This is a genomic window from Tepidamorphus sp. 3E244, from assembly GCF_046159835.1.
Lineage (GTDB): Bacteria > Pseudomonadota > Alphaproteobacteria > Rhizobiales > Tepidamorphaceae > JACKJK01.
Genome location: NZ_JBJXCY010000002.1, coordinates 1,024,296 through 1,041,643, shown reverse-complemented (window position 1 = coordinate 1,041,643; position 17,348 = coordinate 1,024,296). Strand labels below are relative to the sequence as shown.

The window sequence follows — 17,348 nt, the reverse complement described above, 5'->3', positions numbered from 1 at the left end:
GCATGGGCCGGCTGCCGAGCCACCTGCACCGCCTCGAGGCGGAAGCAATCGACATCATGCGCGAGGTCGTCGCCTGTTTCGAGCGACCGGCCATGCTCTATTCCATCGGCAAGGACAGCGCCGTGATGGTGCACCTCGCGCGCAAGGCGTTCTTTCCGGCCCCGCCGCCGTTCCCGCTGGTGCATGTCGATACGACATGGAAATTCCGCGACATGTACGCGATGCGCGAGGCGACCGCCGAGGCCGCCGGCATGAAGCTCATCGTCCACGTCAACCCGGACGGGATCGCGCGCGGCATCAACCCGTTTGCGTCCGGCTCCGCGCTGCACACGCAGGTGATGAAGACCGAAGGCTTGCGGCAGGCGCTTGATGCGAACCGCTTCGACGCCGTGTTCGGCGGGGCGCGGCGCGACGAGGAAAAGTCGCGCGCCAAGGAGCGGGTGCTGTCGTTCCGCACGGCCTCCCACGGCTGGAACCCTAAGGCGCAGCGCCCGGAACTCTGGTCGCTCTACAACACCCGCGTTTCGCCGGGCGAATCCATCCGCGCCTTCCCGCTGTCGAACTGGACCGAACTGGATATCTGGCAATACATCGCCGTCGAGGACATCCCCATCGTGCCGCTGTATCTGGCAGCGGAGCGCCCGGTGGTAGAGCGCGGTGGGCAGTTCATCATGGTGGATGACGACCGGTTCCCGCTGGCGGACGGCGAGTGCGCGCAAATGCGCCGCGTCCGGTTCCGCACCCTTGGTTGCTACCCGCTGACGGCCGCGATCGAATCCGATGCCGACACGCTCGACAAGGTCATCGAAGAAATGCTGCTGGCGCGCACTTCGGAGCGTGCGGGCCGCCTCATCGACCACGACGAGGCCGGTTCGATGGAGAAGAAGAAGCGCGAGGGCTATTTCTGATGCTGCCGGCGCCAGAAATCTCGCAGCTTCGCATCGTCACCTGCGGCTCGGTGGACGACGGCAAGTCGACGCTGATCGGCCGCATCCTGCACGATTGCCAGGCGCTGCTGGACGATCAGGTGGAAGTGCTCAAGCGCGATTCCGCGACCCACGGCACCGCCGGGGACGACTTCGACTTCGCGCTGCTTCTCGACGGGCTGGAGGCCGAGCGCGAGCAGGGCATCACCATCGACGTCGCCTATCGCTACTTCGCGACGCCGAAAAGGCGCTTCATCGTCGCCGATACGCCGGGCCACGTGCAGTACACCCGCAACATGGCGACCGGGGCCTCGACCGCCGACGTCGCGATCCTGCTGGTGGACGCGCGCAAGGGGTTGCTGGAGCAGACGTTCCGCCATGCGCGCATCGTCTCGCTGCTGGGCATCCGGCACGTGGTGCTGGCGGTCAACAAGATGGACCTCGTCGGCTTCGACCAAGCCCGCTTCGAGGATATCGCGGCGGAGTTCATGGCGCTTGGCCACGAGCTTGCGTTCAAGACGATCCAGCCGGTGCCGCTGTGTGCGCGCGGCGGCGACAATGTCGCGGCAGCTTCACCGCACACACCCTGGTATGGCGGGCCAACGCTGATCGGGCATCTGGAAAGCCTCGACGTCACGTCGATGCGCGCGGAACTCCCGTTCCGGTTTCCCGTCCAGTGGGTGAACCGCCCGGATGCTGATTTCCGCGGTTTTGCAGGGACGCTGGCGGGTGGTCGCGTGTCAGCGGGCGACGACATCGTCGTCGCCAATTCCGGCAAGCCTGCAAAGATCGCCCGCATCGTCAGCTTCGACGGCGACCTTGAGGGCGCGGAAGCCGGTGACGCGGTGACGCTGGTGCTCGACCGTGAGATCGACATATCGCGCGGCGACCTGCTGTGCCCGCCGGGCGCGCGGTCGCATGTGGCCGACCAGTTCAGCGCGCACCTGGTGTGGATGGGCGAGGAAGACCTACTGGCCTCCCGGCGCTACCGGCTGAAGGCCGGGCGGCAGAGCGTCAGCGCGACGATCACCGACATCAAGCACGCGGTGGATGTCTCTTCCGGCCAGAAGCTTGCCGCCAAGTCGCTGGGGCTGAACGCCATCGGCGTCGTCAACGTCTCGACCGCGCAGCCGATCGCCTTCGACCCCTACGCCGAGAACCGGGTAACCGGGTCCTTCATTCTGATCGACCGGTTCACCAACCAGACGGTTGGCGCGGGGATGATCGACTTCCCGCTGCGCCGGGCGCTGAACGTGCATCTGCAGGATTTCGCCATCGACCGCGACGCACGTGCGCGTCTGAAGGACCAGAAGCCCGCGGTGCTGTGGTTCACGGGGCTTTCGGGCGCGGGCAAGTCCACCATCGCGGACAGGGTCGAAAAGCGGCTCTTCGCGCTGGGCGCGCACACCTACACGCTGGACGGCGACAACGTCCGCCACGGCCTGAACCGCGATCTCGGCTTTACCGATGCCGACCGGGTGGAGAACATCCGCCGGGTGGCGGAGGTCGCAAAGCTGATGGGCGACGCAGGCCTCATCGTCATGGTGTCGTTCATCTCGCCGTTCCGCGCCGAGCGGCGCATGGCGCGCGACATGATGGGCGATATCGACTTCATCGAGGTTCACGTCGCGACGCCGCTGAAGGTTGCCGAGGAGCGCGACCCGAAGGGACTTTATGCCAAGGCGCGCAGCGGCCAGCTGAAGAACTTTACCGGTATCGATTCTCCCTACGAGCCGCCGGAGAACGCGGAACTGGTGCTCGATACGGTGGGCAACGATCTCGACACGCTGGCAGACATGGTGGTCGACACGCTACGCAATCGCGGCCTTCTGGGCAACTGAGGGACCCATGGCACGCAAGCGCAAGCTGCTCTTTTTCGCGACCGAGGACTGGTACTTCGTCGCGCACCGGCTGGGGCTGGCGTGCGCGGCAATCGACGCGGGCTACGAGGTTGCTGTTGCAACGCGGGTCAACAAGCACGCGCGCGCCATCGGCGATGCCGGCGTCAAGCTGCTGACGCTGAACTGGCACCGCGGGTCGCTCAATCCACTGCGGCTGCAGGGGGAAGTGCGCGAAATCCGCGACTTCATCAACGACGAACTGCCGGACATCGTGCATTGCGTATCGCTGCGCACGATTGTCGCCACCTGCATGGCGCTGCACGGCCTGCCGCGCCAGCGCGCCGTCATGGCCTTCACCGGTCTCGGCTACCTGTTCGTCGGCAACCAGCTCTGGAAACGGCTCGCGCGAAAGTTTGTCGGCGCGGCCATCAAGGGTGCCGCGCGTGAGCACCACATCGTCCTGCTGTTCGAGAACGCGGACGACCGTGACACGATCCTGAAGCTCGTGAAGGTGGACGTCGAAACCGAGGTCAATCCCGGTTCGGGCGTCAATACCGACCGCTTCACGACGCTGCCGCCGCCGGACAACCCCGTGCCGGTCTTTGCCTTTGCCGGGCGCATCCTGCGCATCAAGGGGATCGAGGAACTGGTGCGCGCCAGCCTGCAACTGGATGCGCGCGGGCTGGAGCACGAGGTGCTGCTGGCCGGTCCGCTGGATGAACAGAACCGCTCCGGCATTTCCAAGATCCAGCTCGACACGCTGCTGAGGGACAGCCCTGTGCGCTGGATCGGCGAGGTGGGCGACGTGCGTGCGCTGTGGGCGCGGGTCGACGTGGCCGTCGGGCCGTCGCATGGCGGGGAGGGTGTGCCGCTGGCGCTGGTGGAGGCTGCCGCCTGCGCCCGCCCGCTGATCGGCAGCGACGTGCCGGGCTGCCGCGACATCGTGCGCAATGCCGAGACCGGGCTGCTGGTGCCGCCGCGCGACGTCAAAGCGCTGGCCGAAGCCATGACGATCCTCGCGCGCAACGCGAGCGTCCGGGAGATGTACGGAAAGAAGGCCGCCGAGGTGGCGCGCAACGAATTCTCGCAAGGCGAGGTCACGTCGCGCACCTTCGCGCTTTATGACCGGCTGATGGAAAAGTCCGCAGGCGGCTGACCAGAATTCAGTGGTCGCGGGTGGCGATGTAGTCCGCAAGGGCTTGAAGCGTCTGCGTGTCGCCGGGCAGCGCGCCGAGATTGGCCTTGGCCGCCTCGACGGTGGAGGCCAGCAGGTCACGCGCGCCGTCCGTTCCCAGAAGCCCCACGAAGGTCGCCTTGCCGGCGGCTGCGTCCTTGCCGACCGCCTTGCCGATGCGCGCCGCGTCACCGTGGGTGTCGAGCAGGTCGTCGGCGATCTGGAAGGCGAGGCCGATCTCGCGGCCATAGGCGGCAAGCGACTGGCGGTGGCTTTCCTGCGCACCGGCTGCAATCGCCCCCATCTCGCAGGAGGCGGCGATCAGCGCGCCGGTCTTCATGGCCTGGATGCGGCGGATGGTTGTCTCGGTGTCCGGCACCTTGCCTCCTGCCTCGAAGCGGCCTTCGGCGGCGAGGTCGAACAGTTGCCCGCCGACCATGCCGGTGCCGCCTGCCGCACGCGCCAGTGTCCCGGTGAGGCCTCCCGCGTGGTGCGTTGCGGCGAGGAATTCAAACGCAAGCGTCAGCAGGCAGTCGCCCGCGAGGATCGCCGTCGCCTCGTCATACGCGACGTGCACGGTGGGGCGGCCGCGCCGCATGTCGTCGTCGTCCATCGCGGGCAGGTCGTCATGGACGAGGCTGTAGGTGTGCAGGCATTCGACCGCGAAGGCGGCCGCGCGCGCATCATCCTCGCCGCTCTCGAACAGGCGGGCCGATTCGCGGACGAGAAACGGCCGGATGCGCTTGCCTCCGGCAAGGGCTGCATGGTTCACGGCATCTGCGAGACGTTCCGGTGCGCCGCTCAGCAATTCGGCGAGGCGCGCGCGCAGGTCTTGCGAGAACGCATCGGCGAAGCTTTGCAGGCGAATTGCGAAAGGCTCGGTCATGGCAACGGAACGGAGATTGAGGGCGATGGGCCTGACCCTTGCGGATCAGGGCGCGTCGGTGTTGGCTGCGCCGCAACGCGGATGCGCCATTGCATAGGGTCATTGTCGATGACGGGCAAGCCACACGATTTCGAGGAGCAGGAACGCGGCTGGTTTCGCCGCGCGCTTCGCGTGGTCCTCTACGCCGTGTTGGCACTGGTGCTGCTGCCGCTGGTGCTGGTGCCGGTCTATGCGCTGCTCAACCCGCCGCTCTCCACGCTGATGCTCGGCGACCTTTTGACCGGCAAGTCCTACGAGCGCCAATGGGTGGCGCTGGACGACATGGCGCCGGTGCTGTCGCATTCCGTGATCGTGTCGGAGGACGCGAAGTTCTGTGTGCATCGCGGGGTCGACTGGGACGCCGTGCAGGTCGCCATCGACCAGTACAACGCGGGCAAGGAGCCACGCGGTGCGAGCACGATAGCCATGCAGGCGGCGAAAAATCTTTTCCTGTGGCCGCAGCGGTCTTATGTCCGCAAGGCAATCGAGGTGCCGCTCGCCCACTACATGGATCTCGTCTGGTCCAAGCGGCGGCTGATCGAAATTTACCTCAACACGGTGGAATGGGGTGACGGGGTGTACGGTGCCGAAGCTGCAAGCCAGCACTACTTCAAGAAGTCCGCGGCGAGCCTGACCAGACGGCAGGCCGCGCTGCTGGCAACCGCGTTGCCGCTGCCGGTCGAACGCAACCCGGCCAACCCCTCGCGCAAGCATGCGCGGCTCGCCCGCATCGTTGAAAAGCGTGCGCGGCAGGCTGGCCAATGGGTCGCCTGCCTGGAGCGCGGCGCATGAGCCTGCGCGACCCTTCACCGCTGGCGCTTGCCGCGGGCGGCTTCCTCGCGCTTGCCGCGGCCATGGGTTTCGGGCGCTTCGCCTATACCGCGATCCTGCCGGACATGCTGGCTGCCGGTCAGCTTGATGGCGCCGGCGCGGGCTATCTCGCGGCATCCAACTTCGCAGGCTACCTTGCGGGCGCGCTGCTTGCCGCCTCGCCGTATCTCTCCGGCAGCCGCAGTGTGTGGAGCGTCGTCGGCCTTGTCGCCAGCGCCGCGACAACGGCTGCGATGGGCGTCACCGATTCCATGTTCGCCTTCATGCTGCTGCGCTTTGCCGGTGGCTTTGCCAGCGCCATCGTGCTGGTCTTCGCGACCGCGCTGGTGCTGGACGGTGTGGCGCTTGCCGGGCGTAACGGGCTGTCCGCCGTGCACTTCGCGGGCGTCGGGTTCGGCATCTGCGTGTCGGCCCTTGCGGTGCACTGGCTGAAAGGGCCGGACCTGTGGCCCGAGCAATGGCTGGTCTTCGGCCTGTTCACGATCCTCATCGCGTTCGCCTGCGTGCCCTTGTTGCGCGAAAGCGGGCCGAAGGTGCCGCGCAGCGAATTCACGCCCGGCAAGGTCGGCCTCGACACGCGTTTCATCGCGCTGCTGATCTCCTACGGGCTGTTCGGCTTCGGCTACATCATCACCGCGACGTTCATCACGGCAATCGTCCGCAACTCGCCGGAACTCGCACCGCACGAGACGGCGGTCTGGTTCACGGTCGGGCTGGCGCTGATGCCGTCGGTCTGGTTCTGGAGCCAGGTCTCGGCGCGCACCGGGCCGCTGATTGCCTATGCCATCGCCTGCATGCTGGAGGCGGCCGGCGTCATCGCCAGCGTGTCGTCCTCGCATCCGCCCGCGATATTCTTTGCCGCCGTGTGCCTCGGGGGCACCTTCGTCGGCATCACGGCCATCGGCCTCGTCGCCGCGCGGATGCTGCCGACGGCTGACGGCACCCCGCGCGACGCGCGCCGCGTCGTGGCGCTGATGACCGCGAGCTTCGGCATCGGGCAGGTGCTCGGCCCGGCGGTGGCCGGGTGGCTCTACGGGCAGACCGGCGATTATCTCGGCGCGTCCGCCGTTGCCGCCTTCCTGCTCATCGTCTCGGCGGCTATCGTGGTCTGGATCGCCGCCAGCCTGAAACGGGCTCGGCTGGCGCGGGCTTGAGACGGGCGCATACGGGGCTGACATGAAACGGGCGATCCTGCTGACGCGATCGGCGCTGCTGACCGGTATCTTCTTCGCCAACTGGCTGGCCTTCGCGATCTTGTCCGTCCCGCTCGTGCTGCTGCCTCGCCGCCATGCCATTTCCGGCCTCAAGGCCTGGGGGCATGTCAGCATGTTCCTGCTGCGGGTGCTGGCCGGCACGAAGGTCGAGTTTCGCGGCACCGAGAAGATTCCGCCCGGTCCGCTGCTGGTCGCGTCCAAGCACCAGTCCGCCTTCGAGACCTTCGCGCTCGCCACCCTGTTCGACGCGCCGAACCTCGTGCTGAAGGAAGAACTCAACCGCATCCCCTTCTTCGGCATCTGGACGCGAAAGCTCGGCCTCGTCGCGCTCAACCGGTCGAAGGGCGCAAAGTCGCTGAAGATGCTGGCGCAGGATTCGGCTGCGACATTCGCCGAAGGCCGCCAGCTCATCATCTTTCCCGAAGGCACCCGGCAAGCGCCGGGCGCGGCGCCGACCTACAAGGTCGGCGCGGCTTTCGTCTACGACAAGGCAGGCGTGCCCTGCCTGCCGGTGGCGCTCAATTCCGGCGTCTACTGGCCGCGCAACGCCTTCGTGAAATATCCCGGGACCATCGTCGTCGAGGTGCTCGACCCGATCCCCGCCGGACTCGACCGCAAGGCCTTCATGGCGCAGCTGGAGACGTCCATCGAGACGGCGAGCGACCGGCTCCTGCTGGAAGCCGCCGACAGCCCCGACGCCCCGCCGATGGGCGAAAAGGCCCGCGCACGGCTCGCCCAACTGCGCGGTGGCGAAGCCGCGCCCGGCGTGAACGTTTAAAGAACATTCATTGACTCGAAGGTCTTGCAAGCCTAGCTTTTGATGGGCGGGCAGCCGGCGTTCACGGGCCTGTCCGCGATGTGATGCGTAACGTCCCCAGGCACTTGGGGGACCCGGAGCGACTAGCGCGATGGATGCCAAGACCGATCCGACAGACGGCAAGAGGTCAGGCGGCGCGGGCGACGAACCCATGCTGGCGGGCATCGCGTTGCCGCAGATTGCCGCTGACATCTGGGACCTCAAGTACCGGTTGAAGAAGCCGGACGGTACCCCGGTGGATGCGACCCGCGCCGAGACATTCGCTCGCGTTGCACATGCGGCGACGGGTGCCGAAGCCGAAGGTGATCGCGCCGCCCATGCGCGCGCCTTCGAGGACATCATGGCTGACGGGCGCTTCCTGCCGGCGGGGCGCATTCTCGCAGGCGCGGGCGCGAACCGCGACGTCACGCTCTTCAACTGCTTCGTGATGGGGACGCTGGACGACAGCCTGACGGGCATCTTCGACAGTGTCCGCGACAGCGCGCTGACCATGCAGCAGGGCGGCGGCATCGGTGTCGATTTCTCGCCCCTGCGGCCCAAGGGTGCGCCGGTTGCATCCATCGGCGCGGATGCCTCCGGTCCCGTCAGTTTCATGGCCGTTTGGGATGCCATGTGCCGCACGATCATGTCGGCGGGTGCACGGCGCGGTGCGATGATGGCGACCCTGCGGTGCGACCATCCCGATATCGAGGACTTCATCGCCGCCAAGCGCACGGCGGGCGCGATGACCAATTTCAACCTGTCGGTTCTCGTCACCGATGCCTTCATGAATGCGGTCGACAAGGACGGTCCGTGGGACCTCGTCTTTGGAGGCCGCGTCTGGCGCAGAGTGAACGCCCGCGACCTGTGGCGGCGCATCCTGCGCGCGACCTACGACCATGCCGAGCCGGGCGTCGTCTTCATCGACCGGATCAACGCGGCCAACAACCTTGCCTATTGCGAGACGATCAGCGCGACCAACCCCTGCGGCGAGCAGCCCTTGCCGCCGTTTGGTGCCTGCCTGCTGGGTTCGATGAATCTCGCGGCCTTCGTGCGCGACCCGTTCACCGCCGAGGCGCGCCTCGACACGGACCTGCTGGACGAAACCGTTCCGCCTGCCGTGCGGCTGATGGACAACGTCATCGATATCTCCAACTACCCGCTGGAGGCCCAGCACGCCGAGGCGATCGCCAAGCGGCGCATCGGGCTGGGCGTCACGGGGCTGGCGGATGCGCTGGTCATGTGCGGGCTTCGCTACGGTTCGCCCGAGGCGGCGGAAGTGGCCGGCAACTGGATGAAGCAGATCCAGCGTACCGCGTGGCTGGCGAGCACCGAGCTTGCGGCCGAAAAAGGCGCGTTCCCGCTGTTTGAGGCCGAGCCTTATGCCCACAACGCGATGGCGCAGCGCCTCGGGACGGACGTTCAGGAAGCCGTTCAGGCAAATGGCCTGCGCAACGCGCTGCTCACCTCCATTGCGCCGACGGGAACGATCTCGCTGTTTGCCGGCAACGTTTCGTCGGGCGTCGAGCCGATCTTTGCCGCCGGGTACGACCGCAAGGTTCTCCAGCGCGACGGCACCCACCGCACCGAGCGGGTGCGCGATTTCGCCGTCGAACTCTACAGGGAGGTCAGCGGCGACGAGGACGGGTTGCCGGATAATTTCGTCACGGCGCAAGACCTGAGCCCGGACGACCATATCGCCATGCAGGCTGCCCTTCAGCCGTTCGTGGACAGTGCCATCTCCAAGACCATCAACGTGCCTGAAGACATGTCTTTCGAGGATTTCGGCGATGTCTACCTGAACGCGTGGAAGGCGGGACTGAAGGGCTGCACCACCTACCGTCCCAACCCGGTGACGGGGTCGGTGCTGTCGGTCGACGCCCCGGCTGCGTCTCCCGTACCCGATAATGGCGGCAGCCACGAACCGATGGCGCGCGGCGCAACGCTGCCGGGCTACACCTACAAGATCCGCTGGCCGGAATCCGAACACGCGATCTACATCACCATCAACGACACGCTGGAAGGCGGCGCGCGGCGGCCCTTCGAGATCTTCATCAACTCCAAGGCGATGGAGCATTTCGCCTGGACCGTTGCGCTGACGCGGATGATCAGTGCCGTATTCCGACGCGGCGGTGACGTGCGCTTCGTGGTTGAGGAGTTGAAGGCGGTTTTCGACCCGCGCGGCGGGCAGTGGATGAACGGGCACTATGTGCCGAGCCTGCTCGCAGCAATCGGAAATGTCATCGAACAGCACATGCGCGAAACCGGGTTCCTGGAGGCCGGAGAACCGGCGGGAATCACGGAAGCGCCAAGTGGAACACTCTGCCCGCGCTGCTCCCAGCCGACCCTGATGCATGCGGAAGGCTGCCATTTCTGCACGAATTGCGACTATTCCCGCTGCGGTTAAGAAACCTTCTGGCGCGTTATCCGTTCAGTGAAGCGAGTCAAAAGGGGTTTCCCCTTGTGAAATGATGGATTGCTCACCATCTCAAAACCGCCGCAGTGGCACGCCATAAAGAGGGTGGATTGACGGGAACGCCTGTTTGTTCTATTTTTGTTCCCCGGTTCGCAAGTGAGATGAAGAACATGATGCACGCTGCCCAACACGACGCACCCACCCGCGGTCGCCATCTCGTCGATGACGGCATGCCGGTGGCGCTTGCCGCCACGGGCCTTGACGATTCGTTCCGCTACTGGCGCGGCGCGAGTGGTGCGCGATTCGTGTTCTCCGTGTCTCCCGTTGCAGCCGTGACGTCGGTTTCGAACGCCGTCGTCGTCCTGGCGACCAACGGGCGTGACGGCTCGCGCGAAGCGGTCTGGATCGGTCGTGGCGACAGCCCGGAGTTCCGACTTGCGCGTGCGGCATCCGTTGCCGCCGGTGCAACCGAGATGCACCTGCACATGACGAGCTCGCCGCTCGGTGCGGATCGCATCGTGCGCGACCTCAAGGCCGCGATCCCCATCGCGCCGCTCAAGGTCAATTTCGCCTGAGGCGGGCTAGCGTTCGCCCCTGTCCAGACGTCCGACCAGATCACGCAGCAACCCGTCCTCGATGCCCAGTTCGTCGAGGTGAGACAGCGTGTTGCGCACGTATTCCTCGTTGGGTCCCGATTGCCCATGTCCCTGACGCACGAAACCGACCTGGTCCGTGACCGGCAGCTTGCCGGCGTATTGCGCATGTCCCCGGTCAACGACATATGTAACCGCAGGAACGCGCCGCATATCGGCCAGAGTGATCATACGCTCGGCCTCGCGGTAGACCATGGTGACCTGTTCACGGGCGCGCAGATAGGCGATGGTTTCCTCGCGCCTGTCCGGCTCGACGCGCAGCGCCAGGCCGTGGCAGCTGCCGCCGTGGTCGAGACCGAGAACAAGGCCGGGCTTCTGCGGAGTGCCGCGATGGACATGCGAATAGACACACAGCCGGCGATGCGCACCGTTGAGCTTGGCGCCGATCTGCTCGATATGGTCGAAGCCGGGTCGCCACATCAGCGAGCCGTAGGCAAAGACCCAGAATTCATCCTGCATGTACCGCCCCTCCAAGGCGGGGCCTGCCCTAGCAGGGGTCCCCAGTGAACACAAGCAGCCCGCAATTTCCCCATTCCGACGAGCGCCCGCGGCGCCTGAAGCGCAGGCCGTCCTTCGGCGTGCTCTGGCCGACCTTGCTGGTCGTCATCCTCGCCGTCGCGTGGAGCGGCTACTGGTATGTCGGCAGCCTTGGCGCGCAGGAGGGCTATGCCCGCTGGAAGGCGCAGGAGGTGCGCGACGGGCGCGAGTTCGCCTGCGACAGCGAAGAGCATGGCGGCTATCCGTTCCGTTTCGAGATCCGCTGCACGAACCCGGTCTGGAAGCTCCAGCATGATGGGCGCGCCATCACGGTGCGTGCGCAGGAAGTCCATACCGTCAGCATGGCCTACCAGCCCAACCGCGTGATCGCGGAATTCGACGGCCCGCTCTACGTGGAGCGCGACGATGGCGCGACCGTTGAGGCGGACTGGGAGGTGGCGCAGATGTCGCTGTCGCTTGCTCCCGATAACGAATATCGCCCTGAAGTGACGTCGGCGGACCTGTCGCTGCGCAAGCCGCTGATGAACGTGATTTCGCAGCCGGGCCGCACGTTTGCGGCCTACCGGGGCGAGGCGTTCCAGTTCCACATGCGCAAGGCGGAGGGCGCGGCACGCGGCGAGGCGAGCTACGACCTTGCATTCTCCAGCATCGAACCGGTTCTCGAATTGTCAGATGGCACGTTGCAGAGCGCTGAACGGATCGACTATCTGGGGTCCGCCAGCCAGGTGCAGGCGCTGTATTCCGGCCCCTGGACCGAGCGCATGCGGAAGTGGCGCAACGCGGGCGGGCAGTTGAAGACCGAGGGCCTGCGCATCGAGATGCAGGATTCGCTGGCAATCCTCGATGGCGCGGTCCGTCTCGACAGCACCGGGCGGCCCGAGGGCCTCGTCAACCTGACGACCGCCGGTCTGGATATCTCCAAGATCGCCGGTGACAACAGCGACATTCTCTCAGGCATTGCCGCGTTTTCCATCGGCGCGCTCGGCACGCCGGTCACGGTCGAGGGTCGCAACGCCTCGCGCCTGACCCTGCGCGTGCAGGGCGGGACCGTCTATCTCGGCCCAATCGGGCTGACCCAGTTCCCCTCACTCACCGGGGAGTGAGTCGCCCCCGTGCGGGCGGCCGAAATCCACCACGTCCGCTTCCTGGCCCGCGTCGATGATGCTGCGGCGGATGGCGCGCGTGCGCGTGAACATGTCGAACAGCGCGTCACCGTCATTCCAGCGGATCATCCGCTGCATGGCCGAGATGTCCTCGGCAAAGCGCGCCAGCATTTCCAGAATGGCGTCACGGTTGTTGAGGCACACATCCCGCCACATGGTCGGGTCTGACGCGGCAAGGCGCGTGAAATCACGGAAACCACCGGCGGAGAACTTGATGACTTCCGACTGGGTCACCGTCTCCATGTCGGCTGCCGTGCCGCAGATCGAGTAGGCGACGAGGTGCGGGATGTGACTGGTGATCGCCAGCACCAGGTCGTGATGCGTGGCGTCCATTTCCTCGAGGTTCGACCCGGCTCCGCGCCAGAAGGCGGCAAGCGTGTCGACGGCCTCGCGGTCCGCGCCTTCCGGCGGCGTGAGGATGCACCAGCGATTGTCGAAGAGCTCCGCAAAACCCGCATCGGGGCCGGAATGCTCGGTGCCGGCAACCGGGTGGGCGGGAATGAAATGCGCGGTTTCGGGCAGTTCAGGCGCCATCGCGGCCACCACCTCGGCCTTCACCGAACCGACATCGGAGACGATTGCACCGGGCTTCAGCGCCGGTGCGATCTCGCGCGCGACCGCGCCACTCGCGCCAACCGGGACGCAGACGATGACCAGGTCGGCGTCCTTGCAGGCATCAGCTGCGGATGCGTGGTAGCTGTCGCCAAGCTGGAGCTCACGCGCGCGGTCGAGCGTCTCGGCCGAGCGCGATGAAATGGCGATGTGGTCTGCCACACCGCGCTGTTTGGTGACGCGGGCGAGCGATGAACCGATCAGGCCAATGCCGATCAGTGCCAGCCGCTTCACGACCGGCTTTTCCAGTTTGGCGATCACGACGTCAGCCCCTGTTTTGCAGGAATTGGGTCAGCGCTGCGAGGGTGTCCTCGTTGGCCTGTGCGCTGCCGATGGTCATGCGCAGGCAGCGCGGCAGGCCGTAGCCATCCATGCGGCGCAGGAAGATGCCCTGTGAGACGAGATGCTTGTCGGCGTCCGCAGCCGTCCGGCCGGCGGTCTCGGGAAACTCGATGAGGATGAAGTTGCCGACGCTCGGCGTCACGCCAAGCCCGAGGGCTTCCAGCTCCCCCGTCACCTTCGGCAGCCATTCCTCGTTGTGGGCAACGGCCGCGTCCGACCAAGCCGTGTCGCGGATCGCCGCGATGCCGGCGGCAATGGCAGGCCCGGTGACGTTGAAGGGGCCGCGCACGCGGTTCAGGACGTCGGCCATGTGGGCGGGCATGTAGGCCCAGCCAAGGCGGAGGTTCGCCAGACCGTGAATCTTCGAGAAGGTTCGCGTCATCACCACGTTGCCGCTCTCGGAAACGAGAGACATGCCGGACTCGTAGTCGTTGCGGCGCACGTATTCCGCATAGGCCGCATCGAGCACCAGCACCACGTTGGTCGGCAGGGCGCGATGCAGGCGGCGCACCTCCTCGAACGGCAAATAGGTGCCGGTCGGGTTGTTGGGGTTTGCCAGGAACACGATACGTGTGCGATCCGTCACGCAGGCGAGGATATTGTCGACGCTCGCGGTGAGGTTCTCTTCCGGCGCGACGACGGGGACGCCGCCTGCCGAAAGCGTCGCGATGCGGTACACGAGGAAGCCATGCTCGGTGTAGATCGCCTCGTCGCCGGCGCGCAGGTAGGCCTGCGCAAGGATGTTGAGCAGTTCATCAGAGCCGGACCCGCAGACGATGTTGTCGGGGTTCAGGCCGTAGCGCGCGCCAATGGCCTCGCGCAGCTCGGTCGCCGCACCGTCGGGGTAGTCCTGCAAGCTGTCGACCAGCGCCTTGTAGGCGGCTATGGCCTTCGGGCTCGCACCGAGCGGGGTCTCATTGGAGGACAGGCGATGGCGCGTCGCGACGCCGGCAGCCTTGTGCTTGCCGGGGATGTACGGCGAAATCGACATGATGCTTTCGCGCGGCTGCGGCAGCGCGTTCGTCGGGTCGTTGGTCATGCCAGCACCTGTGTTGCATCCAGCATCGCTTCCGGCGCGGCGATGCCGCCAGCCGGTGTCACGGTCAGCCCGGCGGCTTCCGCGCGTCGTACGAAATCCTCGGCCTGCGCGCGGCGCACGGCAAACAAGGCCGCACCATCCGCGCCCGATCCTGCCAGCGAGAGCGCGGCATCGCCCGGTTCGAACGCCGCGAAGGCCGCGCCATAATTGCCGTTCAGCGAAATGACGACGCAAGGAAGCTCGCTCACGTCCACACTGCCGGCCGCGAAGACCAGTGCGGGCGGCAGGCCGGTTTCGATCTCGGGAAGCGCTGCGATGACCTGCGCGCCACGGGCGATCGCGGCCGACCACCAGTCGCCGCTGCCGCCGGGCGGCACCAGCGCAAGGTCCTTGGAGGCCCCGTCGATCTGCGCCAGTGCGGCATCGCGGTCCGGCCATTCGCGCAGCGGCGAGGAAAAGCTGAACTGGTAGCGCGCGGTGTCGCGCAGGGCGTCGTCGCCCGCAACGATATGCACGTCGAAGGGGGCCTGAAGCTGGGTGAAGGTTGAGATGATAACGCGCCAGATATGGGCAATCGCCACGAAGGGCAGATTACCGGCATGGCGCTCGCGCAGCCGCTGCATCATCGCCGCTTCACGGTCGGGCCGGAAGGCCGCGCCTGTTGCCGTCTTCTTGGCGGCGACGAGCGCGTCTATCACCTCGGCGCGCTGCTGCAGAAGCTGCTGCATCGAGGCATCGATCTCGTCGATGCGCGCGCGCAGCGTTGCAAGCGTTTCGGCGTCGTCTGAACGGGGCGGTTGCATGGGTCCGGTCACGGGTTGAACAGGGCCTGAATAAAGGGTGCCGGCGGCACGGCGACCCTGTTTAGAACTCCATGACAACAAAAGCAAAGCGGATGCTTGCGGCAAGGTTGCGCGGCATGGCCACCGGCCAAATCGACGCGCGTGATTGACACGGGGTCGCGTGGCTCCCTACCTATCGGTTCTATCGGCTTGCAGGCCGATACACGAGCAGGAAACGGCACGCAGCCGATGAGCAAGGCGACAGACCAGGGCAGCCCGGAAAACAAGGGCAAGACCGCGGAGGCGGATGAAGCCAACGCGCCGTCGAGCCTTGTCGCGCGCTTTGGCGCCGACGCCGCGCTGCCGCTCGATTGCGGCGTCGATCTCGCGCCGTGGCAGATCGCCTACCAGACCTACGGCGAACTGAACGCCGACAAGTCCAACGCCGTGCTGCTGTGCCATGCGCTGACGGGTGACCAGCACGCCGCGAGCATTCATCCGGTGACGGGCAAGCCCGGCTGGTGGGACCTGCTCGTCGGGCCGGGCCGCCCCATCGACACGGACCGCTTCTTCGTCATCTGCGCCAACGTGCTGGGCGGGTGCCTCGGCTCCAGCGGGCCGGCCAGCATCGACCCGGCGACCGGCAAGCCCTACGGCCTGAATTTCCCTGTCGTCACGATCCGCGACATGGTGCGCGCGCAGGCCAGGCTTGTGGATCATCTCGGCATCGAAACGCTGTTTGCGGTCGCGGGCGGCTCCATGGGCGGCATGCAGGTGCTGCAATGGGCAAGCGACTACCCGCAGCGGGTGTTTTCCGCGATCCCCATCGCGACGGCAGCCCGCCACACCACGCAGAACATCGCGTTCCACGAGGTCGGGCGGCAGGCAGTGATGGCCGATCCGGACTGGTGCCGGGGCGATTACCATTCGGCGGGCAAGCACCCGACGAAGGGGTTGGCGGTGGCGCGCATGGCCGCGCACATCACCTACCTGTCGCAGGAGGCGATGCACCGCAAGTTCGGCCGCAGGCTGCAGGACCGGGACGCGCTGACCTACGGCTTCGACGCCGATTTCCAGGTGGAAAGCTACCTGCGCCACCAGGGCATGACCTTTGTGGAGCGGTTCGACGCCAACAGCTATCTCTACCTGACGCGGGCGATGGACTATTTCGACCTCGCAGCAGACCATGGCGGGGTGCTGGCCAATGCGTTCGCCGGAACCAATACCCGCTTCTGCATGGTGTCGTTCACCTCCGACTGGCTGTTTCCGACCGAGGGCAACCGCACGGTGGTGCATGCGCTCAATGCCGCGGGCGCGCGCGTCAGCTTCGTGGAGATCGAGACCGACCGGGGCCATGACGCCTTCCTGCTCGACGAACCGCAACTGATGACCGCGTTGCGCGGCTTCATCGATTCTGCCGCCCGTGTGCGCGGGCTGGACGTGGGAGACAGTGCGTGAGCGATCCCTACGAGGCGCCCCAGTACGAGCGCACCATGAGTGCCGGCCCGCGCGTCGACCACGAGGTGATCGCGAGCTTCGTGCGCGAGGGCGCGCGTGTGCTCGATGTCGGCTGCGGCGACGGTGCGCTGCTGAAGCGGCTGGAAGAGGTGCGCGGCATCGACGGGCGCGGCATCGAGCTTTCGCCGGAAGGTGTCGCCGAAGCGGTGGGGCGCGGGCTCGCCGTCATCCAGGGCGATGCCGACGAGGACCTGCACAACTATTCCGACGACAGCTTCGACTACGTGATCCTGAGCCAGACGATCCAGGCGACGCGCAACCCGCGCATCGTGCTGGAACATCTCCTGCGGATCGGGCGGCACGTCATCGTGTCGCTGCCGAATTTCGGCCACTGGAGTATCCGTCTCCAGTTCCTCGGATTCGGGCGCATGCCGGTGACCAAGAACCTGCCTTACCACTGGTACGACACGCCCAACATCCACTTCTGCACGATCCGCGATTTCGTGGAGCTGTGCGACCAGGTGGAGGCGGAGATCCGCGAGGCTGTTGCCCTCAACCACTACGGCCAGCGGATTCCCTTCAAGGCGCCGTGGTGGTTCTGGAACCTGTTCGGCGAGCAGGCGGTGTTCCTGCTCGACCGGGGCGAGCGCCCGTCCTGATCTGAACTTGCCCTGATGC

General features: G+C 66.4%; 16 protein-coding genes. 11 read left to right on the top strand and 5 right to left on the bottom strand.

All coding sequences use genetic code 11. From position 1 onward, the window contains the following. Positions 1–2: 2 nt before the first annotated feature. The 3 genes from cysD to ACKTEK_RS13655 are packed head-to-tail and all read left to right on the top strand — an operon-like array spanning position 3 to position 3,923. Positions 3–908, top strand: coding sequence for a sulfate adenylyltransferase subunit CysD (gene cysD / locus ACKTEK_RS13665; RefSeq protein ID WP_409165846.1), 906 nt, complete (start codon positions 3–5; stop codon positions 906–908). Then, complete coding sequence (gene cysN / locus ACKTEK_RS13660; protein ID WP_409165845.1) at positions 908–2,767, top strand: sulfate adenylyltransferase subunit CysN; 1,860 nt, start codon at positions 908–910, stop codon at positions 2,765–2,767. Before cysD ends, cysN begins: the two co-directional genes overlap by 1 nt. A gap of 7 nt (positions 2,768–2,774) precedes the next feature. Beyond that, positions 2,775–3,923 carry a glycosyltransferase family 4 protein gene (locus ACKTEK_RS13655; protein ID WP_409165844.1) on the top strand — a complete coding sequence of 383 codons (1,149 nt, stop codon included), beginning with the start codon at positions 2,775–2,777 and terminating at the stop codon, positions 3,921–3,923. Positions 3,924–3,930: 7 nt separating this feature from the next. On the opposite strand, the gene ACKTEK_RS13650 is transcribed toward ACKTEK_RS13655, so the two are convergent. Continuing rightward, positions 3,931–4,827: a polyprenyl synthetase family protein gene (locus ACKTEK_RS13650; protein ID WP_409165843.1), complete on the bottom strand. Its 897-nt coding sequence runs from the start codon at positions 4,825–4,827 to the stop codon at positions 3,931–3,933. 108 nt (positions 4,828–4,935) lie between these two features. Here ACKTEK_RS13650 and mtgA point away from each other — a divergent pair, with 108 nt between their 5' ends. The 5 genes from mtgA to ACKTEK_RS13625 all read left to right on the top strand — a co-directional run bounded on the left by mtgA (position 4,936) and on the right by ACKTEK_RS13625 (position 10,698). Continuing rightward, positions 4,936–5,658: a monofunctional biosynthetic peptidoglycan transglycosylase gene (gene mtgA, locus ACKTEK_RS13645; RefSeq protein ID WP_409165842.1), complete on the top strand. Its 723-nt coding sequence runs from the start codon at positions 4,936–4,938 to the stop codon at positions 5,656–5,658. Then, entirely contained in the window at positions 5,655–6,851 is a 1,197-nt protein-coding gene (locus ACKTEK_RS13640; protein ID WP_409165841.1) for a YbfB/YjiJ family MFS transporter, read from the top strand. The genes mtgA and ACKTEK_RS13640 overlap by 4 nt, the downstream gene beginning before the upstream one ends. Before the next feature lie 22 nt (positions 6,852–6,873). Next, positions 6,874–7,689: a lysophospholipid acyltransferase family protein gene (locus tag ACKTEK_RS13635; protein WP_409165840.1), complete on the top strand. Its 816-nt coding sequence runs from the start codon at positions 6,874–6,876 to the stop codon at positions 7,687–7,689. A gap of 130 nt (positions 7,690–7,819) precedes the next feature. After that, on the top strand, positions 7,820–10,114 hold the full coding sequence (locus ACKTEK_RS13630; RefSeq protein ID WP_409165839.1) for an adenosylcobalamin-dependent ribonucleoside-diphosphate reductase: 2,295 nt from the start codon (positions 7,820–7,822) through the stop codon (positions 10,112–10,114). 182 nt (positions 10,115–10,296) lie between these two features. Beyond that, positions 10,297–10,698 (top strand): hypothetical protein, encoded by a 402-nt coding sequence (locus ACKTEK_RS13625; protein WP_409165838.1) that lies wholly within the window; start codon positions 10,297–10,299, stop codon positions 10,696–10,698. A 6-nt stretch (positions 10,699–10,704) separates the two neighbouring features. Here the strand turns inward: ACKTEK_RS13625 and ACKTEK_RS13620 are convergent, their stop codons facing one another. Beyond that, positions 10,705–11,235 (bottom strand): gamma-glutamylcyclotransferase, encoded by a 531-nt coding sequence (locus tag ACKTEK_RS13620; RefSeq protein ID WP_409165837.1) that lies wholly within the window; start codon positions 11,233–11,235, stop codon positions 10,705–10,707. 44 nt (positions 11,236–11,279) lie between these two features. Between ACKTEK_RS13620 and ACKTEK_RS13615 the strand changes: the two genes are divergently transcribed. Then, the gene (locus tag ACKTEK_RS13615; RefSeq protein ID WP_409165836.1) at positions 11,280–12,377 is read left to right on the top strand and encodes a DUF2125 domain-containing protein; all 1,098 of its coding nucleotides are present in this window, start codon (positions 11,280–11,282) and stop codon (positions 12,375–12,377) included. Here the strand turns inward: ACKTEK_RS13615 and ACKTEK_RS13610 are convergent. From ACKTEK_RS13610 to ACKTEK_RS13600, 3 genes are read right to left on the bottom strand one after another with little or no spacing between them, the layout of a single operon-like run. Further along, entirely contained in the window at positions 12,360–13,298 is a 939-nt protein-coding gene (locus ACKTEK_RS13610; protein ID WP_409166161.1) for a prephenate/arogenate dehydrogenase family protein, read from the bottom strand. The genes ACKTEK_RS13615 and ACKTEK_RS13610 overlap by 18 nt on opposite strands. 16 nt (positions 13,299–13,314) lie before the next feature. Next, positions 13,315–14,430 carry a pyridoxal phosphate-dependent aminotransferase gene (locus ACKTEK_RS13605; protein ID WP_409165835.1) on the bottom strand — a complete coding sequence of 372 codons (1,116 nt, stop codon included), beginning with the start codon at positions 14,428–14,430 and terminating at the stop codon, positions 13,315–13,317. Then, entirely contained in the window at positions 14,427–15,233 is an 807-nt protein-coding gene (locus ACKTEK_RS13600; protein ID WP_409165834.1) for a chorismate mutase, read from the bottom strand. The genes ACKTEK_RS13605 and ACKTEK_RS13600 overlap by 4 nt, the downstream gene beginning before the upstream one ends. 228 nt (positions 15,234–15,461) lie before the next feature. Between ACKTEK_RS13600 and ACKTEK_RS13595 the strand changes: the two genes are divergently transcribed. Then, positions 15,462–16,670 (top strand): homoserine O-acetyltransferase, encoded by a 1,209-nt coding sequence (locus tag ACKTEK_RS13595; protein WP_409165833.1) that lies wholly within the window; start codon positions 15,462–15,464, stop codon positions 16,668–16,670. A 35-nt stretch (positions 16,671–16,705) separates the two neighbouring features. Next, entirely contained in the window at positions 16,706–17,329 is a 624-nt protein-coding gene (gene metW / locus ACKTEK_RS13590) for a methionine biosynthesis protein MetW (RefSeq protein ID WP_409166160.1), read from the top strand. Positions 17,330–17,348 lie beyond the last annotated feature (19 nt).